Annotated in this window: 19 protein-coding genes; 13 read left to right on the plus strand and 6 right to left on the minus strand. The window is 68.2% G+C overall.

Going from position 1 to position 15,819, the window contains the following annotated elements:
* Positions 1-26: 26 nt before the first annotated feature.
* From chrA to AC5RU7_RS04825, 3 genes are all read right to left on the minus strand, one after another.
* The gene (chrA, locus tag AC5RU7_RS04815) at positions 27-1,235 is read right to left on the minus strand and encodes a chromate efflux transporter (protein WP_494051291.1); all 1,209 of its coding nucleotides are present in this window, start codon (positions 1,233-1,235) and stop codon (positions 27-29) included.
* Positions 1,232-1,600 carry an ArsR/SmtB family transcription factor gene (locus tag AC5RU7_RS04820; protein WP_494051292.1) on the minus strand — a complete coding sequence of 123 codons (369 nt, stop codon included), beginning with the start codon at positions 1,598-1,600 and terminating at the stop codon, positions 1,232-1,234. The genes chrA and AC5RU7_RS04820 overlap by 4 nt, the downstream gene beginning before the upstream one ends.
* Before the next feature lie 73 nt (positions 1,601-1,673).
* Complete coding sequence (locus AC5RU7_RS04825) at positions 1,674-2,414, minus strand: aquaporin (protein ID WP_494051293.1); 741 nt, start codon at positions 2,412-2,414, stop codon at positions 1,674-1,676.
* Positions 2,415-2,460: 46 nt separating this feature from the next.
* On the opposite strand from AC5RU7_RS04825, the gene AC5RU7_RS04830 reads away from it, so the two are divergent.
* The 9 genes from AC5RU7_RS04830 to AC5RU7_RS04870 all read left to right on the plus strand — a co-directional run bounded on the left by AC5RU7_RS04830 (position 2,461) and on the right by AC5RU7_RS04870 (position 8,237).
* Complete coding sequence (locus tag AC5RU7_RS04830; RefSeq protein ID WP_494051294.1) at positions 2,461-3,135, plus strand: arsenate reductase/protein-tyrosine-phosphatase family protein; 675 nt, start codon at positions 2,461-2,463, stop codon at positions 3,133-3,135.
* Between the two features lie 142 nt (positions 3,136-3,277).
* Positions 3,278-3,712 (plus strand): arsenate reductase ArsC, encoded by a 435-nt coding sequence (locus AC5RU7_RS04835; protein ID WP_494051295.1) that lies wholly within the window; start codon positions 3,278-3,280, stop codon positions 3,710-3,712.
* Positions 3,713-3,727: 15 nt separating this feature from the next.
* Positions 3,728-4,705 (plus strand): thioredoxin-disulfide reductase, encoded by a 978-nt coding sequence (gene trxB / locus AC5RU7_RS04840; protein WP_494051296.1) that lies wholly within the window; start codon positions 3,728-3,730, stop codon positions 4,703-4,705.
* A 140-nt stretch (positions 4,706-4,845) separates the two neighbouring features.
* Positions 4,846-6,237: an FAD-dependent oxidoreductase gene (locus AC5RU7_RS04845; protein ID WP_494051297.1), complete on the plus strand. Its 1,392-nt coding sequence runs from the start codon at positions 4,846-4,848 to the stop codon at positions 6,235-6,237.
* Positions 6,238-6,262: 25 nt separating this feature from the next.
* Positions 6,263-6,703, plus strand: a complete 441-nt coding sequence (locus tag AC5RU7_RS04850; protein ID WP_494051298.1) for an arsenate-mycothiol transferase ArsC — start codon at positions 6,263-6,265, stop codon at positions 6,701-6,703.
* 12 nt (positions 6,704-6,715) lie between these two features.
* Complete coding sequence (locus tag AC5RU7_RS04855) at positions 6,716-7,201, plus strand: universal stress protein (protein ID WP_494051299.1); 486 nt, start codon at positions 6,716-6,718, stop codon at positions 7,199-7,201.
* A 143-nt stretch (positions 7,202-7,344) separates the two neighbouring features.
* Entirely contained in the window at positions 7,345-7,569 is a 225-nt protein-coding gene (locus AC5RU7_RS04860; protein WP_494051300.1) for a hypothetical protein, read from the plus strand.
* An 89-nt stretch (positions 7,570-7,658) separates the two neighbouring features.
* A complete protein-coding gene (locus AC5RU7_RS04865; protein WP_494051301.1) occupies positions 7,659-7,904 on the plus strand; it encodes a hypothetical protein in 246 nt (81 codons plus the stop codon).
* A 69-nt stretch (positions 7,905-7,973) separates the two neighbouring features.
* Positions 7,974-8,237 (plus strand): GlsB/YeaQ/YmgE family stress response membrane protein, encoded by a 264-nt coding sequence (locus AC5RU7_RS04870; RefSeq protein WP_461172356.1) that lies wholly within the window; start codon positions 7,974-7,976, stop codon positions 8,235-8,237.
* A gap of 99 nt (positions 8,238-8,336) precedes the next feature.
* On the opposite strand, the gene nhaA is transcribed toward AC5RU7_RS04870, so the two are convergent.
* Together nhaA and AC5RU7_RS04880 are read right to left on the minus strand one after the other, a co-directional pair.
* Positions 8,337-9,689, minus strand: coding sequence for a Na+/H+ antiporter NhaA (nhaA, locus tag AC5RU7_RS04875; RefSeq protein ID WP_494051302.1), 1,353 nt, complete (start codon positions 9,687-9,689; stop codon positions 8,337-8,339).
* A 148-nt stretch (positions 9,690-9,837) separates the two neighbouring features.
* Positions 9,838-10,512: a PAS and ANTAR domain-containing protein gene (locus AC5RU7_RS04880; RefSeq protein WP_494051303.1), complete on the minus strand. Its 675-nt coding sequence runs from the start codon at positions 10,510-10,512 to the stop codon at positions 9,838-9,840.
* A gap of 290 nt (positions 10,513-10,802) precedes the next feature.
* Between AC5RU7_RS04880 and AC5RU7_RS04885 the strand changes: the two genes are divergently transcribed.
* From AC5RU7_RS04885 to AC5RU7_RS04900, 4 genes are all read left to right on the plus strand, one after another.
* Positions 10,803-10,970, plus strand: coding sequence for a hypothetical protein (locus AC5RU7_RS04885; RefSeq protein WP_494051304.1), 168 nt, complete (start codon positions 10,803-10,805; stop codon positions 10,968-10,970).
* A gap of 58 nt (positions 10,971-11,028) precedes the next feature.
* Positions 11,029-13,170 (plus strand): heavy metal translocating P-type ATPase, encoded by a 2,142-nt coding sequence (locus AC5RU7_RS04890; RefSeq protein WP_494051305.1) that lies wholly within the window; start codon positions 11,029-11,031, stop codon positions 13,168-13,170.
* A 41-nt stretch (positions 13,171-13,211) separates the two neighbouring features.
* Positions 13,212-13,700, plus strand: a complete 489-nt coding sequence (locus AC5RU7_RS04895) for a hypothetical protein (RefSeq protein WP_494051306.1) — start codon at positions 13,212-13,214, stop codon at positions 13,698-13,700.
* 73 nt (positions 13,701-13,773) lie between these two features.
* Complete coding sequence (locus tag AC5RU7_RS04900) at positions 13,774-14,397, plus strand: DUF305 domain-containing protein (protein WP_494051307.1); 624 nt, start codon at positions 13,774-13,776, stop codon at positions 14,395-14,397.
* A 97-nt stretch (positions 14,398-14,494) separates the two neighbouring features.
* Here the strand turns inward: AC5RU7_RS04900 and AC5RU7_RS04905 are convergent, their stop codons facing one another.
* Positions 14,495-15,751: an FAD-dependent oxidoreductase gene (locus AC5RU7_RS04905; protein WP_494051308.1), complete on the minus strand. Its 1,257-nt coding sequence runs from the start codon at positions 15,749-15,751 to the stop codon at positions 14,495-14,497.
* Between the last annotated feature and the right edge of the window lie 68 nt (positions 15,752-15,819).

Genomic DNA, 15,819 nt, shown 5'->3' on the forward strand with positions numbered 1-15,819 from the left:
TAAAGTCGCCATATCTGCCCAAAAACTCAAAGGGGGGAGATGGCCAGCAGCACTCCCCCGGCAGCCCCCACCAGCACCACCACCCACGGCGGCGCCTTCCATGCGATGAGCAGGACGAAGCAGACCAGGGCCAGGCAAAACGGCCCGGGCCCGGTGATGGCCGTGGTAAATACCGGGTTGTAGAGGGCCGCGGCCAGGATCCCCACCACCGCCGCGTTCGCGCCGCGCATCAGAGCCTGCACCTGTGACCGGGAGCGGAACCTGTTCCAGAACGGCAGCACGCCAACCAGGAGGAGGAAGCCGGGCAGGAAGATTCCGGCGAGCGCGACGGCGGCGCCCGCCACACCGCCCGGGCCTGCGGTTGAGAGCGTGCCCAGGTAGGCCGCGAAGGTGAAGAGCGGGCCGGGAACCGCCTGCGCTGCACCGTAGCCGGCCAGGAACTGCTCGGGGGTAACCCAGCCGGGGTTGACCACGCCGGCCTGGAGCAGCGGCAGGACCACATGCCCGCCGCCAAAGACCAGGGCGCCGGCGCGGTAGAACGCGTCGAAGAGTGCCAGGCCGGCGGAAGCGGTGGCCGCCGCCAGCACGGGCAGCCCCACCAGGAGCACTCCGAACAGAACCAGGCAAACCGCCCCGGTACTCCGGCTGACCGGGAACCGCAGCGTGCCCGTCACGTCGCCGATCCCAGCCCGGCAAAAAAACATGCCCGCCAGTGCACCAGCGGCGATCGCAAGCACCTGCCCCAGCGGGCCCGCCAGCAGGACCACGGTCAATGCCGCCACCACGGCAATCGACGCGCGTTCCCGGTCAGGCGTCAGGGCCTTCGCCATCCCCCAGACGGCCTGCGCCACGATGGCCACGGCCACGATTTTCAGCCCGTCAAGGATTCCTGAACCGAGCGCACCCTGAAACAGGGAGGCGCCGGCGGCGAACGCCACCAGCAGCGCGGCGGACGGCAACGTGAAAGCCAGGAACGCAGCCAAGCCGCCGACCGGGCCGGCGCGGTGCAGGCCCAAACCGAACCCCACCTGGCTGGAGGCGGGCCCCGGAAGGAACTGGCAGAGCGCCACGAGGTCCGCGTATTCCTTGTCATCCACCCACTTGCGGCGCTCCACCAGTTCGTCGCGGAAGTAGCCCAGGTGCGCGATGGGCCCGCCGAAGGACGTCACCCCCAGCTTCAGGAAAACCCGGAAGACCTCCGCCGCCGAACCACGTGAAGTAACCGTGGCCGTCACAGATCTGCCACGAGGCCGGCAACCCGGTCCAGCGCGCCGGGAACCACCGAATAATAGGCCCAGGTGCCCCGCTTTTCACGGTGCAGCAGGCCCGCATCCACCAGGATCTTCAGGTGGTGCGAGACGGTTGGCTGGCCCAGGCTGAGCGGTTCGGTCAGGTCGCAAACGCAGCGCTCGCCCGCCTCCCCCGCCTTCACCAGCGAGAGCAGCCGCACGCGGTTGGGATCCGCGAGTGCCTTGAAAACCAGCGCGGCCTGCTTGGCCTCCTCCACCCCGAGGGCTGGACCGGCCGGCGGCGGGCAGCAGGAAGGGTCCGTCCCCGTGACGGACCGGGTCAAAGGCAGGGCAGCGGTCATGGACACCATTATGCCGCCATATCGACATTCATCAATATGGCGGCATAACGGGTCTTGGGGATGGAACCGGCTACGTGGGGGGTTACGTATCTGCCGGTTCCTCGCGGTGGGGGATCACCACGTTGTCGGCCGCCTGGCCGGCGGCAGGAAAGAGGGCCAGGAGGAGTCCGAGTCCGACGGCGGCGCCCGCCAACTGCGCCAGGACGAACCCGGGCACGGAGCCAGGCGTGATTCCCGAGAAGGTGTCGCTGAACATCCGGCCCACCGTCACGGCGGGGTTGGCGAAGGAAGTGGAGGAGGTAAACCAGTAGGCCGCGCCAATGTAGGCACCTACGGCCGGGGCGGCCAGCATTCCTTGCGAGGTCCGGGCCAGGGCGAAGATCAACAGGATGAGCCCGGCGGTGGCCACCACTTCGCCCAGGACATGCCCGCCGGTGAGGCGCTCCTTCGTGGAGATGGAGGTCCCGACGTCGAACATTGCGTTGGCCAGCACGCTCCCCCCGATGGCCCCGGCCACCTGGGCCGCAGCGTAGGCACCGACCTCCGGCAGCGTCAGGCCCTTGCCGCTGCGCCGGCCGAGGGCCCAGTCGGCCAGGGAGACGACCGGATTGAAGTGCGCGCCGCTGACCGGCCCCAACATCAGGATGAGCACTGTCAGGCCCAGGACCGTGGCGGTGCTGTTCTGGAGCAGCTGCAACCCGACGTCGCTGGGGGAAAGCTGCTGGGCCGCGATCCCCGAGCCGACAACGACGGCCACCAAAAGACCGGTGCCGAGCAGCTCGGCCAGGGCGCGGCGCCAGAGGGGAGGCTGGGGTGTGTGCATGCAACCAGCTTGACCCACGGAAATTACCTCAGTCAAACTTGAGTCAATGGAAACTGAACTAAGTGCAGGATTCCGCCAGCGGCTTGCCAGGCATGCAGCCCTGGCCGACGCGGGCCGGCTGCGCATCGTGGACCTGCTGACGCTGGGCGACCGCTCGCCGTCGGAACTGCAGGCGGAGCTGGGAATGACATCCAACCTGCTCGCCCACCACCTCCGCATCCTCCAGGACGCGGGGCTGGCGGCGAGGCACCGCTCCGAGGCGGACCGGCGGCGGAGCTACATCCGCCTGGTGGCCGGGTCGCTGGAGGACCTGGTTCCCGGCAGCGAACACACGGCACACCGTGTCCTTTTCGTGTGCACCCGCAACAGTGCACGCTCCCAGCTCGCGGCGGCCCTCTGGCGCCAGGCCAGCCGCATTCCCGTCGCATCGGCGGGAACGCATCCCGCGGACCGGATTTCCCGCGGCGCCCTGGAGGTGGCCGCACGCCATGGGCTGGACCTGGCCGACGCCGCACCGCAGCAACTGGACCAGGTCCTGGGTGATGGCGATTTCGTGGTAACCGTCTGCGACAACGCCCACGAGGAGGTTCCCGGCCTGCAGGGGGTCCACTGGTCCATCCCGGACCCCGTCAGGCGGGGCACGGCCGAGGCTTTTGAGGAGGCGTTCGGGCAGATTTCATACCGCATCAGCGACCTGGCTCCCCGCCTCGCCGCGGCCTGAGGAATACATTGACAATCATCAATATGTAGCGCAATACTCCCTATATCGATCATCATCAATCTTTCGGGACTGATGGGATCGGGCGGGAGCACAACCATCCACAACGGCACCTCCCGCCGTACGTCATCATTAGGAGAACAGCGTGACCACCGAGACAGCCAAGAAGCCCTCCGTCCTTTTCGTCTGCGTCCACAACGCAGGCCGTTCGCAGATGGCGGCAGCCTTCCTGACGTCCCTGTCCAAGGGTTCCGTGGAGGTCCGCTCCGCCGGGTCCCAGCCCGCCGAGAAGATTAACCCCGCCGCGGTCGAGGCCATGGCGGAGGTGGGCATCGACATGTCCGCGGAAGTTCCCAAGGTCCTCACCACAGAGGCCGTCAAGGACTCCGACGTGGTGATCACCATGGGCTGCGGCGACGAGTGCCCGTACTTCCCCGGCAAGCGCTACGAGGACTGGGTGCTGGAGGATCCGGCAGGCAAGGGCGTAGAATCCGTCCGCCCCATCCGGGACGAAATCAGGACCCGCATCGAAGCCCTCATCACCGAACTGGTGCCCGCGCAGCACCCGGACGCCCAGTAACTCCAGGAGATCTCCATGACGAACGAACAGCTGATCATCATCGGCTCCGGCCCCGCGGGCTACACCGCAGCCATCTACGCCGCACGAGCAGGCCTGGCACCGCTGGTGCTGGCCGGCTCGGTCACCGCGGGCGGCGCGCTGATGAACACCACCGAGGTGGAGAACTTCCCCGGTTTCCCCAGCGGTATCCAAGGCCCGGAGCTGATGGACGGCCTGCAGGAACAGGCCGAGAAGTTCGGCGCCAAAGTGGTGTTCGACGACGCCACCTCGGTTGACCTCAAAGGCCACCTGAAGACCGTGGTCACCGGCGGCGGCGAAACCCACCAGGCCCCGGCCGTCATCCTGGCCACCGGCTCGGCCTACAAGGAACTCGGCCTGCCGGAGGAGAAGAAGCTCAGCGGCCACGGCGTCTCCTGGTGCGCCACCTGCGACGGCTTCTTCTTCCGTGACCAGGACATCATCGTGGTAGGCGGCGGCGACTCCGCCATGGAGGAAGCCACGTTCCTCACCCGGTTCGGGAAGTCGGTGACCGTCGTCGTACGCCGTGAGGAACTGCGGGCCTCCCGGATTATGGCGCAGCGGGCCAAGGACAACCCGAAGATCAATTTCGCCTGGAACTCCGCCGTCACCGCCATCCACGGCAACGGCAAGGTCACCGGCGTGACCCTCACGGACACCCGCTCCGGCGAAACCCGGCACCAGGCGGCCACCGGAATCTTCGTGGCCATCGGCCATGTCCCCCGGACCGAACTGGTGGCCGGCCAGGTGGACCTGGACGCGGACGGCTACATCAAGGTGGAATCCCCCACCACGGTGACCAACCTGTCCGGCGTCTTCGCCTGTGGCGACGCCGTGGACCACCGCTACCGCCAGGCCATCACCGCCGCCGGGACCGGCTGCGCCGCCGCCCTGGACGCCGAACGCTACCTGGCAGCCCTGGACGACGCAGACAGCATCGCCACAGCTCTGGTCGAAGAACCTACCCACAGCTGACAACCCGGGCAGGAAGGGGGTGGGCTGAATGAACACGGAATGCTGCGGCGACAACGGTTGCTGCGACGACGACGATCAGGACTGCTGCTAGCCCCTGATTCCCCACCCGGCCACGAACCGACGAACGAACAGGAACCGCCATGGAGCACACCCCCACCCTCCCCGTTGCAGTGATCGGCGCTGGGCCGGTGGGACTTGCCGCCGCAGCGCACCTGTTGGAGCGCGGCCTGGAGCCGCTGGTTTTCGAGGCAGGTCCGACGGCGGGGGCGGCCATTGAGGAATGGCGCCACATCCGCCTGTTCTCGCCATGGCGGTTCAACATCGACGCCGCAGCCGTGCGGCTGCTTGGGGCATCCGGCTGGGAAGCGCCCCGGCCCACCGCCCTGCCGTACGGCGGCGAGCTTATCGACAACTACCTCGCTCCCCTGGCGGCGCTGCCGGCGCTGGCCACGCGGCTGGAGACCGGCGCCCGGGTAGTGGCCGTGACCCGGCAGGGCATGGACAAGACCCACGTCCGCAACCGGGACACCGCCCCCTTCACTGTCCGGGTGGTTCACTCGGACGGCGATACCCGCGACCACACCGTGGCTGCGGTGATCGATGCCTCCGGCACCTGGTCCACCCGCAACCCGCTGGGCACCTCCGGACTGCCGGCAATCGGCGAGGAGGCGGCCGCGGCCCGCATCTCCTCTCCGCTGCCCGACGTGCTGGGCCGGGACCGCAAGGCCTTTGCTGGCAAGCGCGTCCTGGTGGTCGGCGCCGGACACTCCGCTGCCAACACCCTGCTCAACCTAACCGCCCTGGCCAAAGAGGCACCCGATACCAGGATCCTGTGGGCCATCCGGGGCGCCTCCCCCGCCAAGACCTACGGCGGCGGGGACGCTGACGGGCTGCCCGCCCGCGGCCAGCTCGGTGCCCGGCTCCGCCGCCTGGTGGAGGCGGGGACGATCGAACTGCACACCGCCTTCGGCATCAGCTCCTTCAAATTCCTGGACTCCGGCGTCACCGTCGGCGCCGTGGACGGCCGCACCCTGGAGGCCGACGTCGTGGTGCCCTGCACCGGGTTCCGGCCGGACCTGGACATCCTGCGCGAACTCCGGCTCAACCTGGACCCCGCCGTCGAGGCACCGCTGGAACTTGGCCCGCTGATCGACCCGGAATTCCACTCCTGCGGCACGGTGCCGCCGCACGGCGCCAGCCTCCTGGCCCACCCGGACAAGGACTTCTACATTGTGGGCATGAAGTCTTATGGCAGGGCCCCCACCTTCCTGCTGGCCACCGGCTACGAGCAGGTCCGTTCCGTTGCCGCTGCCCTGGCCGGGGACCGTAAGGCCGCCGACACCGTCCAGCTCGAACTTCCGGAAACCGGCGTCTGCTCCACCGATGCCGGAACCAGCCGTGATGTTCCCGCTGCCCCGCCCGCAGCCGGCGCTGTGGAGGCCGGCGGGGAGTCCGGCTGCTGCGCCGCTCCCGAACCGGTCCTGGTGGGCTTTCCCACCGGCCTCGCCCACGGCCGCTCCGCAGAAAACTGAAAACCCAAGCCCGCAAAGGAAGCCCATGACTAACGCAGTTCCCGCCACCGCCAGGGAAAAGAAGCCCGCTGTCCTGTTCGTCTGCAGCAAGAACGGCGGCAAGTCGCAGCTGGCAGCCGGGCTGATGCACCAGCTCGCCGGCAGCAGCGTGGACGTTTTTTCGGCCGGCACGAAGCCGGGAAAAGACCTCAACCCGCTCGCTGTCGAATCACTGGCCGAGCTCGGCATCACCGTGGAGGGCGAGTACCCCAAGCCCGTCAGCGAGGAGGCGCTTGAGGCTGCGGACGTGGTGGTGGTCCTGGGCACCGAGGCAAAGCTGGAGCCGCACGAGGGCACCCGCTTCGAGCTCTGGGAAACTGACGAGCCCTCGGAACGCGGCATTGAAGGCATGGAACGCATGCGCCTGGTGCGGGCCGACATCCGGGCGCGGGTCCAGAAGCTGCACCAGGACCTCACCGCTTCCTGACGGACCGGCGCGATGGACAACCAGGACCGGTCCGGCGGGTCCACCGGGCCCGCCATCCTGGGCGTGCCCTGGGAATGCCCGGAGCACCTGGTGCTGACGGCTGCCGAATTCGCCGGCGCCATGGACCTCCACCTCGTCTGTGCCTTCGTTGACCCGGCAAGCTATCTGGTGGAATGGGCGCCCCAGCTGCCGGGGGCCTCGCTGGACCCTGCCGTCAACGATGAGGCGGCCTTTCCCTCACGGGAAGTCTATGGGCGCCTGCAGAAAATCCTGGCCGGGACCGACGATGTGGAGTGGTCCTTCCGGGTCCTAAACGGCGCCGTTGCCCCGGCGCTGATGCGGCTGGCAGACAGCCTTGGCGCTTCCCTGTTCATTGTGGGCGGCCGCCGCCCGGGCATCCTGTCCCGGTTCGAGCGGGTCCTGGAAGGCTCAGTCGCGGAGGCCCTGCAGCACTCCCAGCGGCGTCCCGTTGTGGTGGTTCCGGCGGTTGGCCACTAACCAAAACAAGCGTGCGCCGCCCTACAAAAAATGCTTGGTGGGCAATGCCCCTGTCAGTACACTTAGCTTATTCATCCGGCGGGCTGGGGACCAGCAGCGACGCTCCTCCGGAGGGAGCCTGTTAAGGCGCGAAGGCGGCACCCATGCACGGAAACCGGAAGCTCCCCCGCAGCATTTGCGGGGAAGTTGCCCATCTGGAGCTACAACTGCAGGTCCTTGAAATTATTGACGAAATCCTCAGCGGAACCGCCGCCTGCGAGGCCGATGCCCGCAGCTCGCTCCGATGGTTCGTCAGCGCCAATCCCGGCCAGCCGCAGCGCGCCCTGTTGATGCACATGCTGAGCATCCAGCGCTCAGATCACACCTGACACAGAAAAAACACCCTGCTGAAACACTGCGGCAACCTCCTCACGGCAAGCTGTGCGTACGGGGATACAACAGCAGGAGGCAGCCCATCATGGAGGCACAAGGAGTACGCACGGACCAACTCCGCATTGGAGACCACATCGAGGCCTGGCACCGGGGCAGGCTTTTCCACCGCGGCCGGGTGACCGGCGTGGTGCCTGCCCTGGAACTGTTCTGGATCCTTGACGCGAGGACCGGCACCCGCAAGCTGCTGGACCCCGAGGCCTTGGAGATCCGGCACGTGGAAGAGCCCGTGGAGCAACCGGCCCAGCCGGCCACCAGGCTCGAACCTGCATAACGTCCGGCGGCAGGGGTAGGGTCAGTCCTGGAATGCTGCTGCGGCAGAAACACGACGAAGGAGCACACCGTGATTGGATTCATCGTTGCCGGGCTGATCATCGGGGCGCTTGCCCGCCTCATCAAGCCAGGCAAGCAGAACCTGGGCCTGCTCGCCACCCTGCTGCTGGGCCTGGTCGGCTCAGTGATCGGCGGAGTGGTGGCATCGCTGCTGGGGACCGGGGACATCTTCGAACTGAATTTCCTGGGCTTCATTGTGGCGGTCATCGCCTCGGTGCTCCTGGTGGGCACCGCCGAGGCAGTGGCCGGCCGGCGGCGGTCCGTCCGCCGCTGACCTAGGGGCAGGAACCCTGACGGCCTAAGGCAGGAACCCCCGACGGCGGCGCCTGACCCACGCCCGCAGGGCGATGGCGGGTGCCGCCGCCGGGGTGTCCTAGGTCCGGTCCTGGTAGACGTCCGGGATGCCGTCCTGGTCCGCGTCCACCTTCTCCAGTTCCTCGGCCTGCCGGTACTGCCGGTTCCTGGTCCGCAACACCAGGGTGGCCAGCACGGCGGCGAGCAGTGAGGCGCCGAGGATTCCCACCTTTGCGTGGTCGTCGTGGAGGCTGCCGTGGCCGAAGCTGAGCTCGGCCACCAGCAGGGACACGGTAAAGCCGATGCCGGCCAGCAGCGCCACGCCGAAAATGTCGATCCATTTGAACGAGCTGTCCAGGGTTGCCCTGGTGGCTTTGGTCAGGATCCAGGTGGTGCCAAGGATGCCGATCGGCTTGCCGAGCACCAGGCCCAGGATGATGCCGAGCGCCACCGGGTCGGCCAGTGCCGAGACCAGCCCGTCCCAGCCGCCCACGGCGACGCCGGCCGAGAAGAACGCGAATATGGGGACGGCGATACCAGCGGAAATGGGCCGGAAGCGGTGCTCGAAGATCTCCGCCAGCCCGGGCCCGGCCTCCGGACCGCCACCGGCCTGCGACCGGATGACCGGTACTGCGAAGCCCAGCAGGACACCTGCCACGGTGGCGTGGATGCCCGAGGCATGGACGAGCGCCCAGGTCACAACGCCCAGCGGCAGCAGGATCAGCCAGGCGGCCGGAGCCTTCATGCCGAAGAAGTAGCGGAACCGGTGCGCCAGGAATGCGTAGACCGCCAGCGGAATAAGGGCCAGCAGCAACGGTGCGACATGGAGGTCGCTGGTGTAGAAGAACGCGATGATGCTGATGGCGATCAGGTCATCCACCACGGCCAGGGTCAGCAGGAAGATCCGCAGCGCGCTGGGCAGGTGGGAGCCGATAATGGCGAGCACGGCGACGGCGAATGCAATGTCCGTGGCGGTGGGGATCGCCCAGCCGCGCAGGGTCTCCGGGCTGGCGAGGTTGACGACGGCGTAGATCACCGCCGGGACCACCACGCCGCCGACTGCGGCCGCCACCGGGACGATCGACTTGCTGATCTGCCGCAGGTCGCCGGCCACGAATTCGCGCTTGAGTTCCAGGCCCACCAGGAAGAAGAAAATGGCGAGCAGGCCGTCCGCAGCCCAGGCACCGAGGCTCAGCTCCAGGTGCCAGGGCTCGTAACCGATCCTGAAGTCACGCAGCGCGAAGTAGCTGTCCGAAGCCGGCGAGTTGGCCCAAACCAGGGCGATGATTGCCGCTGCCACCAGCAGGGCGCCACCCACCGTTTCCTTGCGGAGGATTTCCCCGATCCGCAGGGCCTCGGAGTAGGAGCCGCGGGCAAAGACCGTGCCCCGGGGCGCGGCGGGCGGCGGTGTTGATGGCGGGGTGGAGTTCATGAAGGAGTCCTAACGTTTGGGCTCGACAAAATTACTGCCGACCAGACTTCCCGGCGCACCTTCGATCCATTCTAGGGGCGGCGCTGCGGGCACCAAAATGCAGCAGCCCGCTGATGCGGGTCCCCCAGCCCCGCCCGGCGCCCCGCGGTCACCCCGCCCGGCGCCGTGAACCGGACTGCCGGCCTTCGGCGGCGATGGCCCTGACGGCGTGGTCAAGGTAGTCCCGGGCTTCCCCCGAGTTGGCCAGCTTCACGAGCTCCGCGGCCACCACCACCAACTTGACGTTCCGGTGGCTGCTGGTGCTCACCAGCATCTTGAAAGCATCATCAGCGCCCATCTTCAGCTGGCCCATCAGGATGCCCCGGGCCTGGTCCACCACGCTGCGGGTGGAGGTGGCACCGGCCACCGCATCCCGTGCGGTTTGCTCCGTTTCCCGCTGCAGGGTGGTGGTGAGGTCCACCATCACCCCCTCCATGGCGGCGACTTTGCCTGCCCCGTCCAGGATGCCCTCACCCGACGTGAGCACCCGCCGGGTCCGTCCCTTGGCGTCAATGATCCGGTGGTACATGGCGAAATAGCCTCCGGTTTGTGCAACCTGGGCAACGATTGCCTCGCACCTCGGCCGGTCCTCGGGATGCTTGTGCGAGTACAGCAGCTCCAGCGTGGGCACCACGTCTCCCCGCCGGTATCCATGCAGCTGGTACATGCCGTCCGACCAGGAGACCTTCCACCCGGTCACGTCCACATGGAAGGTTCCGGCGGTACATTCGTTGTCGCCCAGGGCGCTCGAGTACGTATATGGGCCGGTCGGGTCCGTTGTCACAGGGGCCACCTCCATGTAGCATCCAGCACCCGCGGCGGAACAGATCAGTCCGGGGGCGCTACTACCAGTATGGCCGGGGCGGACTCCTACGGGTAGGGCATGGACCACCTGCGGGAACCAGGGGGGTTTTCCACCTGGCTGGACGCCTTGACGCAAATACCCCCTAGGGGTATTCTCGAGGTGTTGTCAGTGAAGTGGTATGTCCCGGCGGTACCACCGCCTCCACAGCCGTTCAACCCCAGCACCCTGCTTACCAAGGACTCATCCTTCGTCAAGGAAATGGAACTGACATGAACCTCGAACACCGCACAGCGCTCCCCCTGGCATCCTCCAAGGGCTGCAGCTGCTGCTCCCCCGCAGGCCACGCACCCAAGACCACGGCCGCCGTCGCGCATTCCCCTGAAGCGCCCGGCCGCACCGCCGTCACCACTGCCGGGTATTTCCTGGCCGCATCCTGACCTCTCGCGCCTCCAAGGGCAATGCCCGGCGCAGCACCAGTCCTCCAAGGAGGAAACCATGCAGGACCACACGCACCACCCAACGCACCATCACGACGACGGCAGGCAGGCGGGCGGCACGCTCACCCGCCACACCGCCGCCCCCGAGGGGCACCAGCACCACCAGACGGCACACCAGCACCACGGCGACGACGACCACACCGTCCATACGTCCGGCCAGCACGCCGGGCACAGCACCGCCATGTTCAAGAACCGGTTCTGGCTCACCCTGGCGCTGTCCGTCCCCGTGGTCTACTTCAGCCCGATGGTGGGCCACATCCTGGGCTACATGGCGCCTATGTTTCCCGGCTCGGCCTGGATCCCGCCGGTCCTCGGCAGCGTCATTTTCCTGTACGGCGGGCAGCCGTTCCTCAAAGGCGGCCTCCAGGAACTGAAGGACCGGCGGCCGGGGATGATGCTGCTCATCGCCATGGCCATCACCGTGGCCTTCGCGGCCTCCTGGATCACCAGCCTGGGGCTGGGCGGCTTCGACCTGGACTTCTGGTGGGAGCTCGCGCTGCTGGTGGCCATCATGCTCCTGGGCCACTGGATCGAGATGCGCGCCCTGGGTTCCGCGCAGGGCGCCCTGGACGCCCTCGCCGCGCTGCTGCCCGACGAGGCCGAGCGCGTCACGGACGGCGGCACCGAAACGGTCCCGGTCTCCGAACTCCGCCCGGACGACCTGGTCCTGGTCCGGCCCGGCGCCCGGATGCCCGCCGACGGAACAGTGGTGGAAGGGCAGGCCGAGTTCGATGAATCCATGATCACCGGCGAGTCCAAGACCGTTCTCCGGGGCCCCGGCGCTCCGGTGGTGGCCGGAACCATCGCCACGGACAGCAGCGTCCGCGTCCGGGTCACGGCCGTGGGCGACGACACCGCACTCGCCGGAATCCAGCGGCTCGTGGCCGAAGCCCAGGCCTCGTCCTCGCGTGCCCAGGCGCTGGCTGACCGCGCGGCAGCGTTCCTCTTCTACTTCGCCGCCGCCGCGGGCGTGCTGACCTTTATCGCCTGGACGCTGCTTGGCAGTGTTCCGGACGCGGTCACCCGGACCGTGACCGTGCTGGTGATCGCCTGCCCGCATGCCCTGGGCCTGGCCATTCCGCTGGTCATCGCCATCTCCACCGAGCAGGCCGCCCGGGCCGGCGTGCTGATCAAGAACCGGATGGCTCTGGAACGCATGCGGACCGTTGACGTTGTCCTCTTCGACAAGACCGGCACCCTCACCACCGGTGAACCCGAGCTGAAGGACGTGGCGGTGGCCGAGGGCGTGGATGCCGGCCAGTTGCTGGCCCTCGCCGCGGCCGTCGAGTCGGACAGCGAGCATCCCGTGGCGCGGGCCATCGTCCGCGCGGCCCGGGAACGGAACCTGGCGCTGCCGGCCGCCGGCTCGTTCACCGCGTTGACCGGGCGCGGCGTGCGGGCCAGCGTGGACGGACGGACGCTGCACGTGGGCGGACCCGCACTCCTGCGCGAGCTTGCCGCCGTCGAACCCCCTGCCCTGGCCGCGGTGACCCGTGGCTGGAGGGACCGCGGCGCGGCAGTCCTGCACGTGCTCGACGGCGGCCGCGTCCTGGGGGCCGTCAGCCTGGAGGACGCGGTGCGTCCGGAGTCCCGGCAGGCCGTGGCGGCGCTGCAGAACCGGGGCGTCAAGGTGGCCATGGTCACCGGCGACGCGCGGCAGGTGGCCCAGGCCGTGGCGGCGGACCTGCGGATCGACGAGGTGTTCGCCGAGGTCCTGCCGGCGGACAAGGACAAGAAGGTGGCCGAACTCCAGGCCCGCGGGCTGAAAGTGGCCATGGTGGGCGACGGCGTCAACGATTCGCCGGCCCTGGCCCGCGCGGAGGTGGGCATCGCGATCGGCGCCGGCACCGACGTGGCCATGGAGTCCGCCGGCGTTGTCCTGGCCGGAAACGATCCCCGGGCGGTGCTGTCCATGGTGGACCTGTCCCGGGCGAGCTACCGGAAGATGTGGCAGAACCTGGTGTGGGCAACGGGCTACAACATCCTGTCCGTGCCCCTGGCGGCAGGCGTCCTGGCGTTCGCGGGCGTTGTCCTATCGCCCGCGGCGGGTGCCGTGCTGATGTCCGCGTCCACTATTGTGGTGGCGCTGAACGCCCAGCTGCTGCGGCGCCTGAAACTGAACCCTTCCGGGGTACGTTGAAAGGTGTGGCCTACCGGGTCCGCGGGAAAGGAGGGAACAGCATGAAGACAGGCATCCGCGCCGCCGTCGTGGCTGCCCTCCGCCCGGCCGCGCTGGCCGCTGCAGTCCTGGCCCTGCTGGCCGGGATCCTGGGGATGCACGTGCTGACCGCAGGCCATTCAGCCCACGCAACGGCGGCCTCCACAGCTACTGCGCCCGCCGGCCATACCGGTACCGCGCACGACAGTGACGCTTCCCGCGATGCCGGGGAGGCCGCCGTCGGGCATTCCCATAACGGCCACGCAGGGCACTTCACCCGGCCCGCGGCCGGGTCCTTCGCCGCCTCGGGTTCCTGCAGCTCCGGCTGCCAAGGGGCGGAGGAAGCCGGAGCGGCCTGCATCCCGCTGGTTCCGGCGGGATCGCCCGGCGTCGCCCCTCCCCCTGGCACCTTGGCAGCTCTGCTTCCCCTGGCAGCAGGAGCCCGGTACGCCGCCTACAACTACATCCCTTCGGGTCCCACGCCCTGCGAACTGTCCATCAGCCGGACGTAAACGAGCCCTGCGGCGCGCCGCTGCACGCATCGTTTCGGCCCAGTTCCACTGACCCGCTTGAAGGACATTTCCCATGAACAGCAAAATCAAGACCCTCTCCCTCGCCGCCGCCCTGGCTGCCTCGCTCGGCCTTGCCGGCTGCGCGGCCGGCTCCGGAAGCTCCGGCGGAAGCACCATGCCCATGCATCACGGCGGTTCATCCGCCCCGACGTCCAGCATGATGCCGGACGCCAGCGCAGACCATAACCAGGCGGACATCGTGTTCTCCCAGATGATGATTCCGCACCATGCCCAGGCCGTGGAGATGAGCGACATCATCCTGGCCAAGCAGGACGTCCCGGCCGAGGTCACTGCCCTGGCCACCAGAATCAAGGACGCCCAGGCGCCGGAGATCGAGACCATGACCGGCTGGCTGGAAAGCTGGAATGTGCCCACCATGATGTCCGACCACTCCGGGCACGGCATGAGCGGCATGGTGGACGCTGACGGCATCGAGACGTTCAAGGCCGCCGAGGGGACCGACGCCGTCCGGCTCTTCCTCGAACACATGATCGAGCACCACGAGGGCGCCATCGACATGGCCCAGCAGGAAATCGGCGCCGGCAAGTACCCGGAGTCCATCCGGCTCGCCCGGGACATCGTCACCGCACAGGAAGCCGAGATCACCGAGATGAAGGAGCTGCTCGGCACGCTCTGACCCTCACCCGCGACGCTCTCCCACTTACCGCACCAAATCCGCCAACGCTCGCTCACTTTCCTGAGGAAAGTGAGCGGGCGTTCGTTCGGGAGTTGCGTTAAGTGAGCGAGCGTCGTCCTGGCCGGCGGAGCCTGACTCTTGGTGCCACCGGCTTCACATGCTCGGGCAGGATCCCGACGCCGACAAACCGGGCGGTCACGCGCCGCAGCACCGGCGAGGCGAGCCGGAGGACAGGAGGCAGCCAGCGCGGCGCAACCCGGCTGCCTTTGGTTGCCCTGGCAAGGGCCCGGTGTCCTGCACGCTGAAGCCGCTGCATGATCTTCACGGGTATCTCGCGCCGACGCTGCACGGCGGCGAGCTTCTCTGGCGGTGCGGTGCCGGCGGCAAGGTCTCCGGCAATGGCGTTGGCCAGTGCCACCGCATCCTGGATCGCGAAGTTCACGCCGACGCCGAACATCGGGGACATCGCATGCGCGGCATCGCCGATCGCGATAAAGCCGGGGCGGTGCCAGCGCCGGAGCCTGTTGATCCGGACGGAGAGGAGCTTGACCTGGTCCCAGTCCTGCAGCGTGTCAACAACCGGCTGCAGGAAGGGTGCCGCGTATGTGATGCGTTCACGTAGTGCGCCGAGCCCCGCCTTTTCCAGGCCATCGAAGCCACCCTTCTCAATGACCATGCCTGACTGGTACCTGTCGCCGCGGTCGATGGTGAGAACCATTCCCCGCGATGACACGTAGGCGAGGGTTACGGGCGGCGGGTCGGGCGGTTTGGGCAGGCCGAACCAGAGCACGTCGATGGGCACACCGAACTCGTCGGGGGTCAGCCCGGCCGCCGCGCAGAGCACTGATGCCCGCCCGTCGGCAGCGACGGTCAGCGGTGCGCGGAACTCTCGCCCGCCGTCGGGCCCTGTTGCCCGGATGCCCCGCACCTGGTCCTGCTCCACGATGAGTCCGGTGGCCTCGGTCTCCATGTGCAGCTCGAAGGTGGGGAAGGCCGCAGCCTCACCTGCCAGGAAGTTGAGGAAGTCCCACTGCGGAGCGAGGACCAGGAAGTTGTCCTGACCGCGGAGGCTGTGGAAGTCAACGAGGGTGAAGCGCTGCCCATCCACCACCGCGTCCATCGTTGACAGGCGTGTCAGGGGCAGCTTCAGGAAATTCCCGCGCAGCCCGAGTTCGCCCAGCAGGGTCACGGTTGAGGGGTGGACGGTGTCGCCGCGGAAGTCGCGGAAGAAGTCGCCGTGCTTTTCCAGCACGGCAACCTTGAGGCCGGCCCGCGCGAGCAGGTAGCCGAGCACCATGCCGGCCGGTCCGCCGCCAGCGATCACGCAATCATGTTCCGAGGTCTCTCCGGTCACGTCATCCCCTTTCCGTTTCCGGGCTGCTTCCATGTTGGCGTGAGCTGGACGGGATGGGTAGTGCGGGA

The sequence above is a fragment of the Arthrobacter sp. K410C genome, from assembly GCF_059090105.1.